This window comes from Mesorhizobium sp. M2E.F.Ca.ET.219.01.1.1, assembly GCF_004016445.2.
GTDB lineage: Bacteria > Pseudomonadota > Alphaproteobacteria > Rhizobiales > Rhizobiaceae > Mesorhizobium.
The window spans coordinates 932,835-953,365 of the sequence record NZ_SADT02000001.1 but is presented as its reverse complement, the minus strand read 5'-3'; the positions used below and the strand labels follow the sequence as shown (position 1 = coordinate 953,365).

The 20,531-nt window shown below is 64.1% G+C and carries 21 protein-coding genes; 10 read left to right on the top strand and 11 right to left on the bottom strand.

All coding sequences use genetic code 11. The features are described from left to right. Nucleotide 1: 1 nt before the first annotated feature. Nucleotides 2–667, bottom strand: coding sequence for a hypothetical protein (locus tag EN862_RS04600; protein ID WP_127864636.1), 666 nt, complete (start codon nucleotides 665–667; stop codon nucleotides 2–4). A 412-nt stretch (nucleotides 668–1,079) separates the two neighbouring features. On the opposite strand from EN862_RS04600, the gene EN862_RS04595 reads away from it, so the two are divergent. Further along, nucleotides 1,080–1,790 carry an SIMPL domain-containing protein gene (locus tag EN862_RS04595; protein WP_127864635.1) on the top strand — a complete coding sequence of 237 codons (711 nt, stop codon included), beginning with the start codon at nucleotides 1,080–1,082 and terminating at the stop codon, nucleotides 1,788–1,790. A gap of 174 nt (nucleotides 1,791–1,964) precedes the next feature. Here the strand turns inward: EN862_RS04595 and EN862_RS04590 are convergent, their stop codons facing one another. Both EN862_RS04590 and EN862_RS04585 read right to left on the bottom strand, forming a co-directional pair. After that, nucleotides 1,965–2,321: a hypothetical protein gene (locus EN862_RS04590; RefSeq protein ID WP_042647488.1), complete on the bottom strand. Its 357-nt coding sequence runs from the start codon at nucleotides 2,319–2,321 to the stop codon at nucleotides 1,965–1,967. A 247-nt stretch (nucleotides 2,322–2,568) separates the two neighbouring features. Beyond that, nucleotides 2,569–3,015, bottom strand: a complete 447-nt coding sequence (locus EN862_RS04585) for a YcgN family cysteine cluster protein (RefSeq protein WP_095817408.1) — start codon at nucleotides 3,013–3,015, stop codon at nucleotides 2,569–2,571. A gap of 194 nt (nucleotides 3,016–3,209) precedes the next feature. Here EN862_RS04585 and EN862_RS04580 point away from each other — a divergent pair, with 194 nt between their 5' ends. Next, nucleotides 3,210–5,549, top strand: a complete 2,340-nt coding sequence (locus EN862_RS04580; protein WP_127864634.1) for an OmpA family protein — start codon at nucleotides 3,210–3,212, stop codon at nucleotides 5,547–5,549. A 407-nt stretch (nucleotides 5,550–5,956) separates the two neighbouring features. Beyond that, nucleotides 5,957–6,475, top strand: a complete 519-nt coding sequence (locus EN862_RS04575; RefSeq protein ID WP_127864633.1) for a TIGR00645 family protein — start codon at nucleotides 5,957–5,959, stop codon at nucleotides 6,473–6,475. Nucleotides 6,476–6,490: 15 nt separating this feature from the next. Here the strand turns inward: EN862_RS04575 and EN862_RS04570 are convergent, their stop codons facing one another. The 3 genes from EN862_RS04570 to EN862_RS04560 all read right to left on the bottom strand — a co-directional run bounded on the left by EN862_RS04570 (nucleotide 6,491) and on the right by EN862_RS04560 (nucleotide 9,151). Next, on the bottom strand, nucleotides 6,491–7,357 hold the full coding sequence (locus EN862_RS04570) for an NAD(P)-dependent oxidoreductase (protein WP_127864632.1): 867 nt from the start codon (nucleotides 7,355–7,357) through the stop codon (nucleotides 6,491–6,493). 265 nt (nucleotides 7,358–7,622) lie between these two features. After that, a complete protein-coding gene (locus EN862_RS04565) occupies nucleotides 7,623–8,267 on the bottom strand; it encodes a helix-turn-helix transcriptional regulator (RefSeq protein ID WP_127864631.1) in 645 nt (214 codons plus the stop codon). An 8-nt stretch (nucleotides 8,268–8,275) separates the two neighbouring features. Next, a complete protein-coding gene (locus EN862_RS04560) occupies nucleotides 8,276–9,151 on the bottom strand; it encodes a S1C family serine protease (protein ID WP_127864630.1) in 876 nt (291 codons plus the stop codon). 160 nt (nucleotides 9,152–9,311) lie between these two features. Here EN862_RS04560 and EN862_RS04555 point away from each other — a divergent pair, with 160 nt between their 5' ends. Further along, the gene (locus tag EN862_RS04555; RefSeq protein WP_127864629.1) at nucleotides 9,312–10,259 is read left to right on the top strand and encodes a trypsin-like peptidase domain-containing protein; all 948 of its coding nucleotides are present in this window, start codon (nucleotides 9,312–9,314) and stop codon (nucleotides 10,257–10,259) included. A gap of 11 nt (nucleotides 10,260–10,270) precedes the next feature. Here EN862_RS04555 and EN862_RS04550 read toward each other — a convergent pair whose 3' ends face one another. Then, the gene (locus tag EN862_RS04550; RefSeq protein WP_127864628.1) at nucleotides 10,271–10,696 is read right to left on the bottom strand and encodes a VOC family protein; all 426 of its coding nucleotides are present in this window, start codon (nucleotides 10,694–10,696) and stop codon (nucleotides 10,271–10,273) included. A gap of 66 nt (nucleotides 10,697–10,762) precedes the next feature. Here EN862_RS04550 and EN862_RS04545 point away from each other — a divergent pair, with 66 nt between their 5' ends. Next, nucleotides 10,763–11,389, top strand: coding sequence for a TetR/AcrR family transcriptional regulator (locus EN862_RS04545; RefSeq protein ID WP_127864627.1), 627 nt, complete (start codon nucleotides 10,763–10,765; stop codon nucleotides 11,387–11,389). On the opposite strand, the gene EN862_RS04540 is transcribed toward EN862_RS04545, so the two are convergent. Beyond that, nucleotides 11,331–12,278, bottom strand: coding sequence for a LysR family transcriptional regulator (locus tag EN862_RS04540; RefSeq protein WP_127864626.1), 948 nt, complete (start codon nucleotides 12,276–12,278; stop codon nucleotides 11,331–11,333). The two genes, EN862_RS04545 and EN862_RS04540, sit on opposite strands and share 59 nt — an antisense overlap. 115 nt (nucleotides 12,279–12,393) lie before the next feature. Between EN862_RS04540 and EN862_RS04535 the strand changes: the two genes are divergently transcribed. Beyond that, nucleotides 12,394–13,035, top strand: coding sequence for an FMN-dependent NADH-azoreductase (locus EN862_RS04535; protein WP_127864625.1), 642 nt, complete (start codon nucleotides 12,394–12,396; stop codon nucleotides 13,033–13,035). Between the two features lie 77 nt (nucleotides 13,036–13,112). Here the strand turns inward: EN862_RS04535 and EN862_RS04530 are convergent, their stop codons facing one another. The 3 genes from EN862_RS04530 to EN862_RS04520 all read right to left on the bottom strand — a co-directional run bounded on the left by EN862_RS04530 (nucleotide 13,113) and on the right by EN862_RS04520 (nucleotide 16,404). Next, nucleotides 13,113–14,288 (bottom strand): ROK family transcriptional regulator, encoded by a 1,176-nt coding sequence (locus tag EN862_RS04530; RefSeq protein ID WP_127864624.1) that lies wholly within the window; start codon nucleotides 14,286–14,288, stop codon nucleotides 13,113–13,115. 153 nt (nucleotides 14,289–14,441) lie between these two features. Beyond that, nucleotides 14,442–15,464 (bottom strand): SIS domain-containing protein, encoded by a 1,023-nt coding sequence (locus tag EN862_RS04525; RefSeq protein WP_127864623.1) that lies wholly within the window; start codon nucleotides 15,462–15,464, stop codon nucleotides 14,442–14,444. A 22-nt stretch (nucleotides 15,465–15,486) separates the two neighbouring features. Then, a complete protein-coding gene (locus tag EN862_RS04520) occupies nucleotides 15,487–16,404 on the bottom strand; it encodes a BadF/BadG/BcrA/BcrD ATPase family protein (RefSeq protein ID WP_127864622.1) in 918 nt (305 codons plus the stop codon). 149 nt (nucleotides 16,405–16,553) lie between these two features. Between EN862_RS04520 and EN862_RS04515 the strand changes: the two genes are divergently transcribed. The 4 genes from EN862_RS04515 to EN862_RS04500 are packed head-to-tail and all read left to right on the top strand — an operon-like array spanning nucleotide 16,554 to nucleotide 20,525. After that, nucleotides 16,554–17,804 (top strand): extracellular solute-binding protein, encoded by a 1,251-nt coding sequence (locus tag EN862_RS04515; protein ID WP_127864621.1) that lies wholly within the window; start codon nucleotides 16,554–16,556, stop codon nucleotides 17,802–17,804. A gap of 1 nt (nucleotide 17,805) precedes the next feature. Continuing rightward, entirely contained in the window at nucleotides 17,806–18,741 is a 936-nt protein-coding gene (locus tag EN862_RS04510) for a sugar ABC transporter permease (protein WP_127864620.1), read from the top strand. Beyond that, complete coding sequence (locus tag EN862_RS04505; RefSeq protein ID WP_127864850.1) at nucleotides 18,741–19,571, top strand: carbohydrate ABC transporter permease; 831 nt, start codon at nucleotides 18,741–18,743, stop codon at nucleotides 19,569–19,571. Before EN862_RS04510 ends, EN862_RS04505 begins: the two co-directional genes overlap by 1 nt. Before the next feature lie 21 nt (nucleotides 19,572–19,592). After that, on the top strand, nucleotides 19,593–20,525 hold the full coding sequence (locus tag EN862_RS04500) for a 3-keto-5-aminohexanoate cleavage protein (RefSeq protein WP_127864619.1): 933 nt from the start codon (nucleotides 19,593–19,595) through the stop codon (nucleotides 20,523–20,525). Nucleotides 20,526–20,531 lie beyond the last annotated feature (6 nt).

Here is a 20,531-nt window from a genome sequence, read left to right as displayed (position 1 = left end):
ATCAACTCACTTTCCAGCCACGCTCCGAATTGCCCTTGCTGCCGACAGGATCCTGGTTGAGACATTTCGCGACCTCGACGAACAGGCCGGCCAGAAGGTTCCGGTCGGTCTTGACGTTGCTGAGATCGGAAAAGATCTTCTCCATCAGCATTTGAGCGCTCTCGTTCTTCTGCTTAATTTCCTCGCGCAGCAAATGGTCGCTTCTGCTCATGCGATCCGCGAATTCGCGCTCGAGCTCGCTCAATTGATCCGACAAGGCGCGCACCTGCTTTTCGAGCGCCTGGTTTTGATCGCGAAGATTGCGGTCCATCTCCTTGTCGGCCTCGGCGCGCGCGTCCTTTTCGTTGCGCAACTGCGTCGCCAGCGAGTCAACCTGCTTCTTGGCATTCGACTCGTAGGTTTCAAGATTGCGCTTGGTTTCGGATTCGACATCCTTGAATCGCTGCAGGAACCGTTCCTCAAGTTTGGAGAAGCGGCGATCATAGTCCTGCATCTGATTGCCGAACAAAAGATCGCGTATCTTGTCGACACCTGGAGCGTCACCGCCTGGCCCGCCCTCGCGAGCCTGGGAGGCCATGAAGTTCAGCCCATTTCCTTCTGAATTACCTATCAGATTTGCATCCGCTTTATTTGTCGAAGAAGCGGCACTCGAAGATTCCTTCGCCATCTCTAAACCCCAATTACCCGCTACAACATTAGGAGATGTGAAATTATGTCAGACAAATACCAGGCCCGCAAGGCGGAATCCTCTTGGCTTGAAACTGATTCGCCCGTCCCTTGTTCGCCTCTTGGACAGCAGGGCGCATCGAGCGGTCCAAGGGCCTGATCCATCAGAAGCGATTGACACTGGTCTATATTGCCCTCGCCATCGGTTCCGCAGAACTCTCAGCACATTACCTTCGAAAGCGATGGCGCCGGCCGCCAAAATCAGCCCATATTCGCTGCGTAGAGCGGCTTGCGCCCATAAGGCGCGTGAACAGGTCCCGGCTCATGCGCCGCATTGCAGGGTATCGATGCCTTTTGCAGGGTCGATGCAAGCGCGGCACCGAGCTGCGGACCGCAGACATCGAGGAGTTTTCATGACCAGACATCTTTTGCCTATCGCGCTGGCTGCCGCGGTCGCGTTCCCGGCGCTGGCAAGCGCCGCCGACACGCAGCCGCCTCCCCGCATCATCGTATCCGGCGAAGGCGAAGCGACGGTGGCACCGGACATGGCGATCCTCTCGCTCAGCGTCATGCGCGAGGCAAAAAGCGCGCGCGAGGCGCTCGATGCCAATAACGACGCCATGGCGGCGGTGATCGCGGCGATGAAATCCGCCGGCATTGCCGATCGCGACCTGCAGACGGCGGGCATACAGATCAACCCGCGCTACAACTACACCAACAAGGCCGACGGCAGCCAGGAGGCCGAGGTCGTCGCCTATCAGGTGACCAACACGCTGTCGGTGCGCGTGCGCGACGTCGACAAGACCGGCGAGATCCTCGACAAGGCGGTTTCGCTCGGCGTCAACCAGGGTGGCGGCATCGCCTTCACCAATGACGATCCGAAAGCAACGATCACCGAGGCGCGCAAGAAGGCCGTCGCCGACGCGATGGCCAAGGCAAAGACGCTCGCCGAAGCGGCCGGCGTCAGCCTGGGCAAGGTGCTCGAGATCACCGACCAGAATATCGCGCCGGCGCCGATGCCGATGGCGGCCAAATCATTCGATGCCGCCCGTTCGGCCGTCCCTGTGCAGGCTGGCGAAAATTCCTACAACGTCCAGGTCACGGTCACCTTCGAGCTGAAGTAACGATCGGCCGGCGCGCCGCAGGCGCCACCGACACGCAAAAAACCCCGGAGGATCGGTCCTCCGGGGCTTTTTTCGAGCCGCGCCTCACCTCGAGGGGCTCCGCTACTTAAGATTGATCTTCGCAGAAGATCATATCCTAACAGCCGATCCTCGCAGAGCATCGTCCTTTCAGCCTCAGCGATAGATGATCGGGCAGCCACGCTCGTTGGCGAACACAACCACCACGCGGTCGCCATACTGGCGGCCGACGACCTTCACCGTGCGGCGGCTGATATCGACGATGCGGGCGCGGTGCAGGCCCATGCGTTCGGCCTTGTCGAGGGCGCGATCCGGCGAGCAGCCGCGCCAATCGCGGTCACGGCGCCAGTCGCGGCGGTAGTAGCCGTCATCGTCGCCCGTATAGACGCCGAAGCGCGGATCCTGGTTGTTACCAAAACCGAGATAAAGGCTGTCCGCATGCGCCGGAATCGCGGCAAGCGTGCCGAGCCCGACAAGCGCCGAAAGGGCGGCAGTCTTGATGGTGTTGAACATGGTCTTCTCTCCTTGTTGCGGGCTTTCGCCCTAGAACCGATGATTGGAAAATGCCTTTTTGTGTCTGAACTTTCCGCGAACCGCCCATTCATGTCCGGTTCATGTAAACGCGAACCCGTAGGGTTCGTCGCTCGTGACCAAAAACGCTAACCCCTTAGGGTTCCAAACGCGAACCCGCAGGGTTCGTCGTTCCCCGTCAAAAAGCGCCCCCGTCAGGGTTCGTCATCCCTCGTCAAAAGGCGCCCGTTCAGGGTTCGTCATCCAATATGTAATCAAAGTAGTCGTCCGGCTCGGCCAGATCGGTCTCCTTGGCCTTCACCCGGCCCTGGATCGAAATACCGGCTTCATGCACGGTCGCAGCACTTCCCGAAACAAGCCTGTGCCACCAGTAGAGGTCATGGCCCTCGGCGATCAGCCGGTAGGCGCAGGTCTTTGGCAGCCAGGTGATGGTGCGCACATTCTGCGGCGTCAGCCCGACGCAGTCGGGCACCCGCGTCAGGCGGTTTGCATAGTCGGAGCAGCGGCAGCTTTCGGCGTCGAACAGCCGGCAGCCAACGCTTGTCCAGAAAATCTCGCCCGTATCCTCGTCCTCGAGCTTCGACAGGCAGCATTTGCCGCAGCCGTCGCAAAGTGATTCCCACTCGGCCGGGGTCATCGCCTCAAGTGTCTTGGTTTTCCAGAATGGCGCGGTCATTTCGGTGGATTTGGCCCTCCGCGACCTTCCGGTCAAGCGCTGCTGTCACGCAGACTCACTATCAACATTAGAAAAACACGAAATTGCCTTCAAAAGGCCGGCCAGGCGTCCTTGGCTGGCGCCAATGCCTGAAGGAACCAATTGCGGTCGATGAAAGTTTGGGCAGGGATGGGACCCCATTAGGAGAAAATGATATGAAACGCCAACCACGGATTCTGGCGGGCACGGCAATCGGCCTGCTTATGGCATCCGCGCCGTTGGGCGCGTACCCGCTGCAGGGGGGTGTCGCTTCCGGCAGTCTGCATGGTGCGCCGCTCGTGCTGGCTCAAGCCGCTTGCGCCGAAGGCCAGTCGGCCGAGGAATGCGCGCAGGGCGGAGCCGAACAGCCGAAGAAGAAGAAGCGCGAGCAGCAGCAAAGCGAATCGGCGCCGGCAACCGAACAAGCCGCCCCTGCCGAGACCGAGCAGAAGCCGCGCAAGAAGCGGCAAGAGCAGCAGCAGATTGATAATGGCCAATCCGGCGAGGCTGCTCCCGCCGAGCAGCAATTCAAGCCGCGCAAGAAACGCGATCAGCAGCAGCAGATCGAGGCAGCACCCGCCGATCAAGGCGGCCAGCCCGTGACCGACGAGCAGCAGTTCAAGCCGCGCAAGAAGCACGACCAGCAGCAGCAGATCGAGGCCGCGCCCGCCGATCAAGGCGGCCAGTCCGCGACAGACGAGCAGCCGCGCAAGAAGAAGCGCAACCAGCAGCAGATCGAAGCGGCGCCAGCTGACCAGCAGGCCACGGAACAGGTCGCGCCTGCCGCCGGCGACCAGCTGCAAGGCAACCAGGGTAAGAAGAAGCGCAAGCACGATCAGCAGCAGAGCGAGCCCGCCGGCCAGGCCGGCGAGCAGGTCGCGCCGACCGACCAGACCGCCCCTGCCAACGACAATCAGCAAGGCGGCAACCAGTTCAAGAAGAAGCACAAGCAGAACCAGCAGGGCGAGACCGCGCCGGCCGAGCAGACGCAGACCAACGAGCCTGCCAAAAAGCCGGCGCCGGCAGGTGAACCCGTGCCGCAGGCCGAACCGTTGCAGACCGGCGAGCAGCCGGCCCAGGGCGCAGAGACCCAAGACAAGAAGAAACGCGGCAAGAAGCTAGGCGAGCAGCCTGCTACCGGGCAGCAACCGGCGACGGGCGAGCAGCCAACCACGGGTGAGCAAACCCAGGGTGGCAAGCAGTTCGGTAAGAAGCCAGTGACCGAACAACCCACGACTGGAGAGCAGCCGGCGACAGGCCAACAGCCGGCCAACAACAATCAGCCCGCCAGTGGCGGCAACGCCGCGCAAGGCGAAGCTCCCGCGAACCCGAACGAAGCGCCCCTCCTCGACAGCCAGAAAGACGTCATGCGCAAGCACAAGGGCCGCAACGATAACGGCCAGAACGGCGGTGGCCAGGCAGGTGGCGCTCAAACCGAAAATGGCCAGAACGTCAATCAGGCCGGACAGCAGCAGGGTGGTGAGCAGGCGCAGAAGCCGGCTCCGGTCGATCAGGGTCCGCCGCCCACCGACGACAAGTCGGCGCAGCAGGCGATCAAGCCCGAGACGATCGTCCCGGTGGACCAGGAGAAGGGCAAGCGCATCGAGCTTACGCCCGAGCAGGTCGTGCGCGAGCGTCGCCGGCCGCAGGGCGCGGATGTCGTGAAACAGTTCGGCGACCGCGTCATCCTCCAGTTCAACAACCAGACCTTCGTGGAAAGCAACGAGGCGCCTCGCATCACCCGCGGCGCCAGGGACGTCTACTACGAGGATCTGTCGGGTGGCCGCACCCGCGAAATCGTGGAGCGCGACAACGGCGTCAGGATCATCACCATCCGCAACCGTAATGGCGACGTCATCCGGCGATCGCGCATTACACCGGATGGCCGCGAATATGTGCTGACCTATGTCGACGAGCGCTACTACAACGATGTCGATGAGTGGCGCGATCCCGGCGACGAGCTGCCGCCGATGCGGCTCGACATCCCGCGCCGGGACTATATTCTCGATTCCGAGGATGTTCAGAGCGATGACGACTACTACACCTTCCTCGAGCAGCCGCCGGTGGAGAGGGTGCAGCGTCTCTACTCGATCGACGAGGTCAAGCGGTCGGCCCGCGTGCGCGACATCGCTCGGCGTATCGACCTCGACACACTGAACTTCGACTTCGGCTCGGCCACGATCTCCGACACCGAGGTGCAGAAGCTCGAAGGCGTCGCCAGCGCCATGGAAAAACTGCTGAAGAAAAATCCGGCCGAGACCTTCCTGATCGAAGGCCACACCGACGCCGTGGGCACGCCGGAGGCCAACCTCGCCCTGTCGGACCGCCGCGCCGAAGCGGTTGCCGAGGCACTGACCAATGCCTTTGGCATCCCGGCCGAGAACCTCACCACGCAGGGCTATGGCGAGGAATATCTCAAGGTGAACACGCCCGGTCCGAACCGCGAGAACCGGCGTGTCGCCATCCGCCGCATCACCTCGCTGGTAGCGCCGGTGGCAAGCAACAGTGAGCAGTAATCAATGCATGTCGCCCAAAAGTGTGCAGCGGTTTTGGGACAACGACATGCATTAGACAAAGACACAAACCGCGCCGCGCTGAATTCGTTCAGCGCGGCGTGGTTTGGCGTTGGATTTCAAGAACCTGATCGGATTTCTGTAATCAGCGCTTGAGAGGAGGGCCCATCCGCTCGGACGGGCCTTTTCCTTTCCTGGCTCAACAAGATTTGTCCTGTCGATTTAGAGCTAACTCATTGAATTGCCGCATTGCGACACCAGATTCAAAGCAGGGCGTTCCCTGCCCTGTCCCGACTCCAGCGGGACATGACTGAGCCCCGCCGGTTCCCCTCTCCGGCGGGGTTTTTTGTCTTGAAAACCGGCTCCGTCTGGCCGAAATACCCTCTATCGCAACTTGACCGGAACCCTTCATGAAGCGTCTCGAACTCGCCATCGAATCCGTCATCCTCGCCTCGCGCTGGCTGCTGGTCGCCTTCTATCTCGGGCTCGGCTTCGCACTCGCGACATATGCCCTGTCCTTCGGCAAGAAACTTTACGAGTTCGTGATCAGCGCCTTCACGCTCGGCGACACCGACACGATCCTGAAGATGCTCGGTCTGATCGACGCCGCGCTTGTCGCCTCCCTGGTGGTGATGGTGATCATCTCGGGCTACGAGAATTTCGTCAGCCGCTTCGACGATCAGGATGGCGAGGTCCATTGGCTGGGCACGATCGATGTCGGCTCGCTGAAGGTGAAGGTGGCCTCGACCATCGTCGCGATCTCGTCGATCCATCTGCTGCAGATCTTCCTCAACCACGCTTCTTACACGGCGGAGCAGTTGATGTGGCTGACCATCATGCATCTGGCCTTCGTGCTTTCGGCGCTGATGCTGGCCTATATCGACCGGGTGATGGCGCTGGCCAAGGGCAAGAAGGCCGCGGCGGAGTAAGGCCTGCCGCGCCCTTCAGTAGATTCTTCTGACTTTCGTCTGCGAGTTCGCAAACACCTCGTCTGGAACGAAGAAGTCGCCCGCGAGCTGATCGGCCGCGCCAGGCGCATAGACCGAAAAATCGGTCACACCTTCGGCGCGCAGCACCTCTTCGTCGATATAGAAATTGCCGGTCGCCTCGCGCGAGGGACGCAGGAAGATCGCATGCGCCGCATCGGCCATGATGTCGGGCGAGCGGCTCATCGCCGCCACCGTCGCTCCGCCCAGAAGATTGCGTACCGCGGCCGTATCGATGGTCGAGATCGGCCACAGCGAGTTGACGGCAATGCCAGCTCCAGCGAATTCGGCGCTCATGCCAAGCGTGCACATCGACATGCCGAACTTCGCCATCGTGTAGGCGACGTGGTTCTTGAACCACTTGGCCTTCATGTCGAGCGGCGGCGCCAGATTCAGGATGTGAGGGTTCTTGGCCAACTTCAGGTGCGGAATACACATTTTGGAGACGAGGAACGTGCCGCGCGTGTTGATCTGATGCATCAGATCGTAGCGCTTCATGTCGGTCTCCAGCGTGCCTGTGAGCTGGATGGCGCTGGCATTGTTGACGCAGATGTCGATGCCGCCAAACCGCTCCACGGTTTTCGCCACCGCATCGGCGACCTGGGCCTCGTCGCGGATGTCGCAAAGTACCGGCAGCGCCTTGCCGCCGGCCTGCTCGATCTCTTGCGCCGCGGTGTAGATGGTGCCCGGCAGCTTCGGATGCGGCTCGGCGGTCTTGGCCGCGATCGTCACATTGGCGCCGTCGCGCGCCGCCCTGAGCGCGATCGCCAACCCGATGCCGCGCGATCCGCCCGAGATGAACAGCGTCATTCCGTTGAGCGACATCCTTTTGCCTCCCTCTGCAACAAGGGAGGCAACTTGCGCGGCAGACAGCCGTGGCGCAAGAGCGGAAAGCAACCCGAGTGTTTACGTTGCGTAGCGCAGGAAACCTTGCTGGCACCGGGCCGGGGTCACTTGAGATTCAGGTCAGGCCGAGTCGAGAATGATGGCTTCCGAGAACCGGAGCGGAGCGTACTTGAAGTACGTGAGCACCGGAAGCGCAGGAAGCCGTCGGTCGCAGGCCGGCATCACCTGAATATCAAGTGACCCCCTAGACCAGCACCAGCCCCTGTCGCATCGCAATCGCGATCGCGTCCGTCCGGTTGGCGGCGCCGAGCTTGATCAGGATGGCGGCGACATGGAACTTCGCCGTGTGGACCGAAATGTTGAGCCGGCGGGCGATCACCTTGTTCGGGGCGCCTTCGGCGAGCAGCGCCAGCACCTCCGCCTCGCGCGGCGACAGGGCCGGACGCGCCTGGTTGTCCTCCGGCACGTCCTCTTCGGCGAGCCCGTCATGGAAATCGCCATGCGCGACTTCCGATGGCCCTGCCCTGTCGATGCGATAACCGGAAGCTGCGAGCCGCGCCGCGGCAGCGATCAGCAGGCCGTCGGCCGACGGCGGCAGCACGGCGACCACATTGCCGGGAAGCCGCTCGTGTCCGCTGCGGCGGGAGAGCAGCACAACAGGCATCGTCGAGCCGACGGCCCGGCTTTCCAAGGCCGCATCGTCTGTCACCGCAACATCCGCGGACTGGCCGGTGCTGCTTCCGGCCAGCGTCGGTAGCAGATCGTCACTGGCGGCAAGCGCATCGGCAAGCTGCTCGGCACGCTGCGCATCGCCGAGCGCCACCAGCACCGTCAGCCGGTGGGCTGACGGTTCCGGTCGTGCGATCACTTGTGCCGCGCTGCTTGCCATCGATCCTCTCAGCTCAGTGGCTTCTCGCCGATGGTGATCGAGACGTCGCGCTCAGCGCCGCCGCTCAAGATGCCAAGCGTCACGGTGGTGCCCGCGCTATCCGGCCCGAGCTTGCGGATCAGCTCGCGCGGCCCATGCACGGCTTCGCCATTCCAGGCGACGACGATATCGCCGACATGCAGGCCGGCGGCTTTGGCCGGGCCATTGTCGTCCAGGCTCATGACCATGGCGCCTTTGGTGTCGCCGTTGCGGATCGGATGCAGCCCGGCGCCAAGATATCCACGCGCCACGTGACCCTTCTCGCGCAGCGTGGCAACCGCGCGCTCGATCGTCTCGTAAGGCATGACCAGCGCCCGCCGACGCGGCCCGAACAACAGCATGCCGATCAGGCCGCCCTTGGCGTCGAGCACCGGACCGCCCTCGAAGCGTCCGCCGGTGTTGATGGCGAGGTTGATGCGCCGGTCGATCGTGCCGCCGCGCATCGAGCGCCAGGCCGGTCCGACCTCGCCGACCGTGCCGAACACGGCAAGCGATGCGCCATCGCTGTTGCCCACGGCAATCGCCAGATTGCCGGGCCGCACGGTGCCGGCCTGAGTGAGTTGCGGCAAACCCGCAGCGCCGGAAGCCGGCTTCAGCAGCGCAACGCCCGTCGACGGATCGCGGCCGGCCAGCTCTGCCTTCACGGTTTCGCCGGAGGCCTGCGTCAATTCGATCTCTTCGCCGGCTTCGACCGCTTCCTCGGCGGTAACGAAATAGCCGTCGCGCCAGTGGAAGGCGCTCGCGGTGCGGTGATGGTGCGTGACGAAACTCGCGAGCGCGGGCGCAGCGGTGGCCGCGACATCGGCGATCGCGTCGGAAAAGGCACTGAGATTGAAGTCGCTCATAAGACTGTCTCCTGGGTTCGGTGACCCAGATATCGCTCCACAATGCCGTCGCGGATACTCGCCTGACGGCTAGTCACCGCCCCGACTGGCCATCTGGTCAGGTCGCGGCAATTGCGGCCGCTTCGCACATATAGTCATCATTCCACGAGGGAACACACCGATGGCCTTCGCAGCCGAAAAACTTTCATCCGATGACGCTTTGCTCGACGCTTACTCGGTATCCGTTGCCGACGCCGTCGACCGCATCGGACCGGCCGTCTGCCGCATCGAACGCATCGGCGCCGGCGGTCACGGCTCCGGCTTCGTCATCGCGCAGGACGGGTTGGTCGTCACCAACTTCCATGTCGTCGGCGACGCGCGCGCCGTGCGCGTCACCATGCCGGATGGCGCCTCGCGCGAAGGCCACGTGCTTGGCCGCGATCCGGACACCGACATCGCGCTGGTGCGCGCCGACGGCAGTTTCGCCGATGTCGCGCCGCTCGGCGATTCCAAGCGCCTGCGCCGCGGCCAGATCGCGATCGCCATCGGCAATCCGCTCGGCTTCGAATGGACCGTCACCGCCGGCGTCGTCTCCGCGCTCGGCCGCTCGATGCGCGCCTCGACCGGCCGGCTGATCGACGACGTCATCCAGACCGATGCCGCGCTCAATCCCGGCAATTCCGGCGGACCGCTGGTGTCGTCGGCGGGCGAGGTGATCGGCGTCAACACCGCCATGATCCACGGCGCGCAAGGCATTGCCTTCGCGGTTGCCTCCAACACCGCCAATTTCGTCATCTCGGAAATCATCCGCTTCGGCCGGGTGCGCCGCGCCTTCATCGGCGTCTCCGCCGATACCACCAACCTGCCGCGCCGAGCCGCGCTGTTGTCGCAGGTGACCACGAACACGGCGGTGCGCCTGCGCAGCGTCGAGAAGAACGGCCCCGCCGCCAAGGCCGGCCTGAAGGAAGGCGACATCATCGCGGCAATAGACGGCCGGCCGGTGACCGGCGTCGACGACCTCGTGCGCATGCTCGACGCCGAGCGCATCGACCGCGAGACGCTCTGCACCGTCGTGCGCCGCACCGGCGTCAGCCAGGTTGTGGTGGTGCCGGTGGCGCGGGCAAGCTAAGCCTCGCTGGCTTAGCTTCCCGCCATCCCCTCGGCATATTGCGCCAAGAATTCCTCGCTCGGCGGGATCGGCTTGATGACGTCGATCAGCACGCCGTTGGGGTCCCTGGTGATGAAGTGCCGCTGGCCGAAGGGTTCGTCGCGCAAGCTGCGCAGGATCGGCAGGCCGGCGGCGACGGCACGCTCATAGACGGCGTCGGGATCGCGCACCTCGAAATTGATCAGCAGGCCGGACGCGCGTCCGCGTCCCTCCTCCGGGATCGTCTCATGGTCACCCTGGACGATGCCGAGATTGACGCGCCTGTCCTCGGTCGATTGCAGATGCACATACCAGTCGCTTTCGAAGAGCGGCTTGAAGCGGAAATGTTCGACGTAAAAGGCGGCCGTGCCTTCGACATCGTCCGTCATCAGCACCGGATAGTAGCTGGTCGTCTTCATCTTTCCTTCTCCTCGCAACCAACATACACTCTGTATGTAAATGCAATTAACATACAGGCTGCATGTATGCAACAAGAGTCCGGACGCCGTTCCAACCGCGACCGCACCGAGGCGACGCGCGCCGATCTGATCCGCGCGGCGCGAAAGCTGTTCACTGAAAAATCCTATGCCGAGACCGGCACGCCGGAGATCGTCGCCGAAGCCGGCGTGACGCGCGGCGCGCTCTACCACCACTTCGCCGACAAGCAGGCGCTGTTCGGGGCAGTCGTCGAGCAGGAAGCAGCGGCCGTGGCGGCCGAGATCGACGAAGCCTCGCCGCCGTCGCTCTCCGCGCGCGACGCACTGATCGCCGGATCGGACGCCTATCTCGAGGCAATGCGGGCGCCCGGCCGGACACGGCTTCTGCTGCTCGATGGGCCGGCCGTGCTCGGCCGCACGGCAATGGACGAGATCGACAACCGCCACGGCAACCGCTCGCTGCGCGAGGGCCTGGTCGCCGCGATGCGGGCGCAGCAGCTGACCAGATTGCCGGCCGAGGCGCTGACCGCCCTGCTCGCCGCCGCCTTCGACCGGGCGGCTCTGGCCATCGAGGCCGGCGCGCCTGCCGAGGATTATCGCGCGGTGCTGATCGCGCTCATGGACGGCTTGTCTCCGGTTCCTCGTCCGTCCACACGCCCGGCTCCATCTCGTTGAAGCAGCCCAGCTGGCGCCTGAACTCGTCGATAAGCCAGGTCGCCGCCGGCTTGGGGCTGCGATCGTTGCGATGCATGGCGTAGAGCGGCGAGCGCACCTCGCGATAGGGCTCCAGATCGAGCTCCACCAATCGGCCGCTGGCTAGGTCGTCGGCGATCAGCCAGCGCGGCAGGCCGCCCCAGCCGAGGCCCTCGCGCATCAGCGCGTGCTTGGTGCGCATATCGGTCAGCCGCCAGGTGCGATAGGCAAAAACGCCATAGTCTCGCCCGCGCGTCCGCTCCGACTGGTCGGTGACGACAAGCTGGATGTGCTCGCGCAGGTCCTCGACACCGACCGGCTTCGGCAGTTTGGCCAATGGATGGTCGGGCGCCGCCGCAGGCACCAGGGAGGTGAAGCCGATGCGCAGCAGATTGACGTCGGCATCGCCTTGCAGGCCGCCGAAGCCGAGATCCGCCTGGCCGTTGACGACCTGGTCGACGATCAGGCCGAGCGAGCCGATATAGAGCCGCAACATGACCGCCGGGAACTGCGCCTCGAAGGCCTTGAGCACGCGCACCAGCGCCGGTGAAGGCAGCGTCACGTCGACCGATATCGCCACTTCGGCTTCCAGCCCTTGCCGGTAGCCGTCGGCGCGCGAGCGGATGCGCTGCAGCACGCCGATCATACGCCGCGCGTCCTCCAGCATCGCCTTGCCGACATCGGTCAGCTGCGGCTCGCGCACGCCTTCGCGCTCGAACAGCTTCAGCCCAAGCTGCGCCTCGAGATTGGCGATGCCGTAGCTGACCACCGACTGCGCCCGGTTGAGCTTGCGCCCTGCTGCCGAGAAGCTGCCGGTATCGGCGACTGCCACCAGGATCTGGAGTTGGTCCAATGTCGGGTTCGGTTGCATGGCTATGCATCCATTTTGTTGATGGATTGTATACATATTATACCAGTTATCCTGATGGAGCAGCAATCCCATATTGGCGTGGAAAGTTTCAATCCAACCCCAAGGGGACACCGCCATGTCTATTCTTCTCGTTACCTCCAGCCCTCGCGGCGCCGCTTCGCACTCGACCCGCGTCGCCACCGATCTTGCCCAGAAGCTTGTCGCCGCCGATCCGTCCAGCACGCTTGTCGTGCGCGATCTGGTCGCCAATCCGCTGCCGCATATCGACCCTGATTACGCCACCGGCATCTACACGCCGGCCGAAGCCCGCACGCCGCGCCAGGCCGAAGTCGTGGGCGTTTCCGACGCCGTGCTCGACGAGGTCTTCGCCGCCGACACGATCATCCTCGCCACCGGCTTCATCAACTTCAACATCTCCTCGACGTTGAAGTCCTGGGTCGACCACGTTGCCCGCTCGGGCAAGACCTTCGCTTACGGCGAGAACGGTCCGAAGGGCCTCGTCGCCGGCAAGAAAGTCTACATCGTGCTCGCTTCCGGCGGCATCTATTCGGAAGGCGCCGCGGTGCAGATGGACCATGCCGTCCCGTATCTGCGCAGCGTGCTCGGCTTTCTCGGCATGACGGACGTTGAAGTGATCCGCGTCGAGGGCGTCGGCATGGGTGCCGATGCCGTGACCGCCGCGCTCGCCAAGGCCACCGCCAAGGTCGACGCGATCGCTGCCGCCAATGCCAATCAGGCCGCCGCGGCGGCTGCCTGATCACCGATGCCGGAGATGAAAGAGGCAGGCGCCCACCAGCGCCTGCCTCTTTTGCATTTGGCTGGCGATTTCCCACCCTACAGAGGCGGCAGCACCACGGCCGGATGGCGGTCCTCGCGCAGGATCAGCCCAAGGCTGTAATCCAGCGCCAGCTTCATGGCGCCGAGCGCAGTGCCGACATCTTCCAGCGTGCTGACCGCGATCGGCGTCGGCCAGGCCAATTCGCCGGCCACCCGCTCGACCTCCGCCGTCATCAGCGCGTTGCGGCCGACGCCGCCGCCAAGCACGATCAGGCCCGGATCGAGCATGCCAATGCAGCCGGCCGCGAGCCGGCCGATATCGGCGGCATGGCGCGAGACCGCCTCGGCGGCCGGACGCGATCCTGCGAGAGCCAGCGCGAACAACTCCTTGGCGGAGTTCGGCGGGGTCCCCTCTTGCGCCGGCCATGCCTGCCGGCTGCGCTCGACAAGCGCCCGTGAGCCGAGATAGTGCTCAAGCCCCTCGCGATAAGGCACGTCGCTGGCCGACCACGGAAATGGCATGCGGCCGACTTCGCCGGCCGCGCCGCCAGCGCCGCGATAGAGCCGGCCTTCATTGATCAGGCCCAGGCCGACGCGAACGCCGACCTGCAGGAAGGCAAAGGTCTCGTGACCCTGCGCGGCGCCGAAATGCCTTTCAGCGATCGCCGCGCAGTTGACGTTGTTTTCCAGGATGATCGGCACATCGATCTTGCGGCGAAGCGTATGCAGCACCGCGTCCGGACCGTTGCCCTGGCCATTGCCGAGGCGGCTGTGCGAGACGATGCGCGGCACCGCCACGGCTATGCTGCGCAGGATCTGGAAAGCCTTGCCGACCTTGGCCGGGATCGATTTGGCTACCGCAAGAATGACTGCCCCGGTCTCATCGGCAGTCGCCCCGTCCGGAATGCTCTCTTCCACCGTCGCCAGGGGCTGGGCATCCATCGAATAGGCGACGGCGCGCACCTGTGCCGCGCCGACATCGATGCCGATCACATAGCCGGCGCCGGGGCCGATGCCATAGATGGTGGCAGTCCGCCCGATGGCGCCGCGTTCCGTCCCACGGGACGCGACGAGGCCGAGCGCGCTGAGCTCGGAAACGGCGGCCGACATGGTCGGCTTGGAGAGTTCCAGCATCGAGCCAAGCTTCGGCCGGGTCACCGGCCCCTGCGAGGCCAGCAGGCGCAACACGGCGCGGGCGCTATCCGTCAGGTTGGGGATTTCGGATGGAGCCATCTGCGACGTCGTTCCGCCTTCATCCTCTTGGCGCTCGGCCAGCCGCGCTGGTTCGCATAGCACGAATCAACCGCGACAATTGCCATTCTGATGCGTTTCGGCGGATTGCGCGAATGCGCCCTACCGACAGAACAAGCCTGGCGTCCAGAAGAACTAAAGCTCCGTCGGCGACCAGGGCTTGAGCTTGGTGTCGGTCTGCCGGTAGCGGAAAGTGATGTCGGTCAGCCCGGCCGCTTCTTGCATGTCCGCGACGACCATCTGCAGCGCGATGATCTCCAGGATGCCGTCCGCGATCGCGTTGCCCAGCGCCGGGACGGCGATCACGGCGAGCCTTTCCGTGGCGGCGATATCGGTCCGCCGCGTGATCAGCGCGGAGGGACAGCCGAAGCCGGCGACATCCTGCGCGATCTTGACCTCGCGGTGCTCGCCGAAGGCGATCAGGCCGCCGGTGGCCGAGTCCTGCGATTCCATCGGGCCGTGCAGATAGTTCAGCGTGTCCCAGCCTGAGGCAGGAACCCGGACCGCCTCGCGTATCAGCATCGCCGCCTCGCCCGCATTGGCAAAGCCGATCCCGGCGCCGACGATGTCGATGGACGCACGCGCGGCCAACAACCTGGCCGCTCGACCGGCGCTCTCCCAGCCATCGGCCAGCAGGCGTTCGACCGCCGGCGGCAATTGCGTCCAGTCGAAGCCGCCGCCGGCGATCTTGTCGACCAGCATGCCCAGCGCGAGCAGGGTGCCCGTATAGCCGGTCGAACTGGCGCCGTTGTCCGCGCCCGAGTCCATGGCGATCACCGCGCCGGCGATGTCGGCCAGCGGATTGTCGGCGCCGCGGCAGATGGCAAGCCGCGGATAGGCTTTCGCCTCCAGCATCACATCGGCGATTTCGCGGCTCTGGCCGGAAGCCGACAGGGCAACAAAGGCGTCCGCCGCCGCATCCGTCCGGCCATAGAGCTCGGTCGGCACGAAGGCGAAACCCCGCCTGCCGAACTGGCGCAGATAGAAGGCGCCGGCAAGCGCCGCCTGATAGCTGGCGCCAATGCCGGCAAAGCCGATCGTGCCACCGGCAAAGCCGGACAGGTCGAGCATATCGAGCGCCCTTGCCACGGCCTGTCTTCCGATTTCCAGGCTTTCGGCCTGGCGTGACACCGCCGGGCGGTAACCGATGCGCTTCATGTCAATGCTCCTTGATCCGCCCTCAGCCGTTGCCGCGCTTCTTGCCCGCGACAAGGCGCCCAGCCAAAGCCACCGCGCCGATCACCGGCGGCTCGCGCAGCAGGACCACGCGGCTCGTTGGCGACACCGATGCCATCGCCCTGACGAAAGCTTCCATCAGCATCGGCTGCTCGGCAATGACGCCGCCGCCGGCGACGACCAGCGACGCATTGGCGCCGCGTTCGATCAGCAATTGCACAAGCGCCGCGAGCCCCTCGCCGCCTTCCTTGATGACGCGCGAAGCGAGCGGCGAACCGGCGTTCGCGGCGTCGAAGACGGCGTTGGCATAGCGGCCCCAGGCCGCGGCGCCCCTCGTCTCGTTGAGCAATATGCCGAGCTTGGTCTGGTCGTCGGTTCCGATCTCGCGCATCAGCGCGGCAATCAGCGGATCGCCTTCCTGGCCGCGATCGAGCGCGCGACGGATCGCCTTGGCGGCTTCGCGCACCAGGGCCGCGGCGCTCCCTTCATCGCCCAGGATCCAGCCCCAGCCGCCGGCGGCAAGCATCTTGCCCTCGGCTGTGCGCGCGACCGCGATCGAACCGGTGCCGGCCACGACGCCGATGCCGTCATCATAGCCGGCGGCGGGCACCATCAGCTCGGCATCGTTGACCACGCGCACACTCGTTTTCAGATTGGCCGACAGCAGCGCCTGGAAGCGCAGGCATTGCTCATCGGTGTCGCAGCCATGCGCGCCGACGGCTATCGCCGCCGGCGCCGAACCGCCGCACAGATCCATGACGATGGCCGCCAGCTTCAGCGCGTCGGCCTCCATCTGGCGGATCCGCCATTCGTCGGTCACGACCGTCTTGTCGAACAGCGCGCTGCTCCCGCGACGCCCCATGATACGCGTCTTGGTGCCGCCTATGTCCACGCCGACCAGCAGGTTCTGACCCACGAACATTCCCTTCGCCAAACACGCCGCCGAAGCTTCGCGCTGTGCCGCAATCACGTTAGTTAGGAAACTTTACAAACTATCTTTTCAGACGGCAAGAACTATGATTTGACCAATCGCGTCAAAGCGCATGAAGCGCGGAATGGGAGATCAGCAAGATGAGCAGGAGAAGGATCGGCCTGGCCCTCGCGGCCGCCTCTTTCGCGTGGGGATTTGCAACAAGTCTGGCGCACGCCACCGACATCTCGTTCTGGACCTGGCGCCAGGAAGACAAGGCCGCCTACAACGAGCTTTTCGCCGACTTCACCAAGGCCAATCCGGACATCCACGTGAAGTTCGAATCCTTCCCGGACGAGAACTATCCGACCATCGTCTCGACCGCCTTGGCCGGCGGCAAGGGCGGAGACGTCATCCACACCCACGCCTATGGCTGGCTCGAGCAGTTCGTGAAGGCCGGCTATTTCGAGCCGCTCGACATGGCGACCGTGCCGTCGCTCGCCAACCAGCCGGCGGATGCGCTGGTGTCCGGCACCTATCGCGCCGACAAGAGGGTCTATTCGCTGCCCTTCGCCTCGCAGACGCTCGGCCTGTTCATCAATAAGGACGTCTTCGCCAAGGCCGGCCTGACGCCGCCGACCACCTGGGATGAGTTCATCACCGTCAGCAAGGCGATGAAGGAGAAGGGCATCTATCCCTTGGCCAACGGCATGGGTACCAGCTGGTTCAACGAGATGTTCGTGGCCATCTTCACCAACCCGTTCCTGGGCCAGGACTTCGTCAGCGACCTGACCAGCGGCAAGACCACCTTCAAGGATCCGCGCTATGTCGCCGCACTCGGCAAGCTGCTCGAATTGCGTCCCTACATGCCTGAGGGCTTCGAAGGCATCGACTACGAGACGGCCGGCCAGCTGTTCCTGAGCGGCAAGGCGGCGATGCTCGCCGGCGGCAGCTTCGACATCGCCACCTACCGGTCGCAGAACCCTGCCATCAACATGGACTTCGTCGCCCCGCCGCTGGCCAAGGCCGGCGACACGCCGCAAGCGACAAAATTCTTCGACGGCGGCTATGCGGTCAATTCCAAGTCGGCCAACAAGGAAGCGGCGCTCAAGCTGGTCAAATGGATGGGCACCAAGGAGTTCGGCGACAAGTTCTCAGCACTTCTCGGCAACATCTCGCCGATCAAGGGCGTGGTCATCAAGGACGAGCTGCTCTCGCATGTCGCCAAGTTGAACGAGACGGCGATGCCGCATATCAATGTCGTCTATTTCCGCTTCGAAAAGCCGACGGGATCGGAACTGCTGCAGGGCGACATCACCAAGATGATGTCTGGGTCGATCACGCCGGACCAGCTCGCCGCCGACCTCACCGACGGCCTCGCCAAATGGTATAAGCCGTTCCAGGGCAAATGAGATGGCAGAAGGCTGGCGCCACAGCGAAAGAGCTTTTCCGTGGCGCCGGTCGCTCTGGATTGCCGCGCTGCTGACGCCGGCGCTGCTGGTCATGGTGCTGTTCGTGCTGTGGCCGCTTTTGTCGGCTTTCCGCTTCGCCTTCTATGAATTCAACGGCTTGCGGCCTTCGGGTTTCATCGGGCTTGAAAACTTCCGCCAGGTGCTGTTCGAAAAGCCGTACAGCGACTGGACCTGGAATGCGTTCAAGCACAATGTCATCGCCTTCCTGGCGCTGATGCTGTTCGAGAATGGCACCGCCTTCCTGATCGCCTTTGCGCTGCTCAAGGCGCTGCCGGGACACCGCATCCATCAGGTCATCGTCTTCCTGCCGGTGGTGCTGTCGGCGGTGATCGTCGGCTTCCTGTGGAAGCTGTTCCTGCATCCGCTGTTCGGGCTGGTGAACCAGCTGCTCGGCCTGGTCGGCATCGGCGCCATTCCATGGCTGGGCAACGAGAACACCGCCCTCGGCAGCATCCTCTTCGCCAACATCTGGCACTGGCTCGGCTTTCCCACACTGGTGCTGCTTGCCGGCATGCAGCGCATCAGCAAGGACGTGCTGGAAGCCGCCCGCCTCGACGGCGCCGGCGACTACGCGCTGATGACGAAGATCGTCTGGCCGTTGATCGCGCCGAGCGTCACGATCGTGACCATCCTGACCTTCATCGGCAGCTTCAACTGGTTCGAGATCCCTTACGTCATGGCCGGCCTGACCGGCTCGCCGGGCGGCTCGACCGACGTGCTCGGCCTCTATTTCTACCGCACGGCCTTCGGCAGCACGACCACCGGCATCCAGGATTTCGGCCAGGGCAGCGCGCTGGCGGTGCTGATGTTCGTCTTCGTCGCCGGAGTCACGGCAATCGCTTTGCGTTATCTGCGCCGCCGCGAGATCGAGCAGTGATGCGGGATCGCGGCGAGACGATCAGGAACGGCGCCATCCAGCTCCTGCTGGCGGTCAATGCCGTCATCATGATCTATCCTCTGTTCGTCATGGTGGCGTCGTCATTCAAGACCAACGCCGAGATCTTTTCCTCGCCGCTGTCGCTGCCGACGCATTTCTCGACCGCCAATCTTGAAAAGGTGTGGACTGAGACCAATTTCGTCCGCTATCTGGCGAATTCGGTCGGCATCACCGCTGCTTCGGTCGCGCTGATCCTGCTGTTCAGCACGCTCGCCGGCTACGCCATCGCCCGCTACCGGTTCCGGTTGAGCTCGCTGGTGCTGATGTTCTTCCTCAGCGGCATGACGGTACCCCTGAAGCTCGCGATCATCCCGCTGTTCATCCAGTTGGACACGCTCGGCCTCGTCGACAGCTATCTCGGGCTGGTTCTGGTCTATGTGGCGATGGGCATTCCCTCGGCCGTCTTCATCATGACCGGCTTCCTGCGCACCCTGCCGCGCGAGCTGGAGGAATCCGCGCGCATGGATGGCGCCAGCGAGCTTCGCATCATGTGGTCGATCATGCTGCCGCTGGCGCGGCCGGCGCTGGTGATCGTCGCGATCCAGAACGCGGTGCCGATCTGGAACGACTTTTTCTTCCCCCTGGTCCTGATCACCTCCGACAATTTGAAGACACTGCCGCAAGGGCTGACCGTGTTCGTCGGCGAATTCACCACCGACTGGGGGGTGCTGTTCACCGGGCTGACACTGGCGGCGCTGCCGATTACGCTGCTCTATATCGTGCTGTCGAAGCAGTTCATTTCCGGCATCACGCAAGGCGCGGTCAAATAGAGAAGAGATCGAGGATCATAAGTGGCGAACCAGAACAAGATCATCATCACCTGCGCCGTAACCGGCTCGATCCACACGCCATCGATGTCGCCGCATCTGCCGGTGACGGCGCAGGAGATCGCCACCGCCGCAATCGAGGCGGCCGAGGCGGGTGCTGCGATCGTCCACCTTCACGCCCGCAATCCGGTCGATGGACGCCCCGACCAGTCGACCGAAGCGTTTGCCCCCTTCCTGCAGGTCATCAAGCAGCGCTCCAACTGCGTCGTCAACATCACCACCGGGGGTGCGGCGACGATGAGCGTAGAGGAGCGTGTCAGGCCGGCCAAAGTGTTCGCTCCGGAAGTCGCCTCGCTCAACATGGGCTCGATGAATTTCGCGCTGTTCCCGATGCTGGAGCGGTTCAGGACCTTCGAGCATGACTGGGAGCGGCCCTATCTCGAATCCTCGCGCGACCGCATCTTCCGCAACACCTTCGGCGACATCGAGCACATATTGCGCACCTGCGCCGACAACGGCACGCGCTTCGAGATCGAGTGCTACGACATCGGCCATCTCTACACGCTGGCGCATTTCGTCGAGCGCGGCCTGGTGAAGGCGCCGTTCTTCGTCCAGAGCGTGTTCGGCATCCTCGGCGGCATCGGCACGCATCCGGAAGACGTCGCCCATATGAAACGCACCGCCGACCGCCTGTTCGGCAACGACTATCACTGGTCGGTGCTCGGCGCCGGCCGTCATCAATTGCCCATCGCCACACAGGCGATCGCGCTCGGCGGCAATGTGCGCGTGGGGCTCGAGGATTCGCTGTGGATCGGCAAGGGCAAGCTCGCCCGCTCCAGCGCCGAACAGGTGACCAAGGTGCGCCAGATCATCGAAGGCCTCGGCGCCTCGATCGCCACGCCTGACGAAGCGCGCCAGATCCTGCAGCTCAAGGGCGGCGACAAGGTCGCGTTCTGAGAGGGC

Excerpts from the sequence above, each read along its gene's own strand:
- EN862_RS04600 (WP_127864636.1), bottom strand. The coding sequence starts at position 667 with ATGGCGAAGGAATCTTCGAGTGCCGCTTCTTCGACAAATAAAGCGGAT.
- EN862_RS04595 (WP_127864635.1), top strand. The coding sequence starts at position 1,080 with ATGACCAGACATCTTTTGCCTATCGCGCTGGCTGCCGCGGTCGCGTTC.
- EN862_RS04590 (WP_042647488.1), bottom strand. The coding sequence starts at position 2,321 with ATGTTCAACACCATCAAGACTGCCGCCCTTTCGGCGCTTGTCGGGCTC.
- EN862_RS04585 (WP_095817408.1), bottom strand. The coding sequence starts at position 3,015 with ATGACCGCGCCATTCTGGAAAACCAAGACACTTGAGGCGATGACCCCG.
- EN862_RS04580 (WP_127864634.1), top strand. The coding sequence starts at position 3,210 with ATGAAACGCCAACCACGGATTCTGGCGGGCACGGCAATCGGCCTGCTT.
- EN862_RS04575 (WP_127864633.1), top strand. The coding sequence starts at position 5,957 with ATGAAGCGTCTCGAACTCGCCATCGAATCCGTCATCCTCGCCTCGCGC.
- EN862_RS04570 (WP_127864632.1), bottom strand. The coding sequence starts at position 7,357 with ATGTCGCTCAACGGAATGACGCTGTTCATCTCGGGCGGATCGCGCGGC.
- EN862_RS04565 (WP_127864631.1), bottom strand. The coding sequence starts at position 8,267 with ATGGCAAGCAGCGCGGCACAAGTGATCGCACGACCGGAACCGTCAGCC.
- EN862_RS04560 (WP_127864630.1), bottom strand. The coding sequence starts at position 9,151 with ATGAGCGACTTCAATCTCAGTGCCTTTTCCGACGCGATCGCCGATGTC.
- EN862_RS04555 (WP_127864629.1), top strand. The coding sequence starts at position 9,312 with ATGGCCTTCGCAGCCGAAAAACTTTCATCCGATGACGCTTTGCTCGAC.
- EN862_RS04550 (WP_127864628.1), bottom strand. The coding sequence starts at position 10,696 with ATGAAGACGACCAGCTACTATCCGGTGCTGATGACGGACGATGTCGAA.
- EN862_RS04545 (WP_127864627.1), top strand. The coding sequence starts at position 10,763 with ATGCAACAAGAGTCCGGACGCCGTTCCAACCGCGACCGCACCGAGGCG.
- EN862_RS04540 (WP_127864626.1), bottom strand. The coding sequence starts at position 12,278 with ATGCAACCGAACCCGACATTGGACCAACTCCAGATCCTGGTGGCAGTC.
- EN862_RS04535 (WP_127864625.1), top strand. The coding sequence starts at position 12,394 with ATGTCTATTCTTCTCGTTACCTCCAGCCCTCGCGGCGCCGCTTCGCAC.
- EN862_RS04530 (WP_127864624.1), bottom strand. The coding sequence starts at position 14,288 with ATGGCTCCATCCGAAATCCCCAACCTGACGGATAGCGCCCGCGCCGTG.
- EN862_RS04525 (WP_127864623.1), bottom strand. The coding sequence starts at position 15,464 with ATGAAGCGCATCGGTTACCGCCCGGCGGTGTCACGCCAGGCCGAAAGC.
- EN862_RS04520 (WP_127864622.1), bottom strand. The coding sequence starts at position 16,404 with ATGTTCGTGGGTCAGAACCTGCTGGTCGGCGTGGACATAGGCGGCACC.
- EN862_RS04515 (WP_127864621.1), top strand. The coding sequence starts at position 16,554 with ATGAGCAGGAGAAGGATCGGCCTGGCCCTCGCGGCCGCCTCTTTCGCG.
- EN862_RS04510 (WP_127864620.1), top strand. The coding sequence starts at position 17,806 with ATGGCAGAAGGCTGGCGCCACAGCGAAAGAGCTTTTCCGTGGCGCCGG.
- EN862_RS04505 (WP_127864850.1), top strand. The coding sequence starts at position 18,741 with ATGCGGGATCGCGGCGAGACGATCAGGAACGGCGCCATCCAGCTCCTG.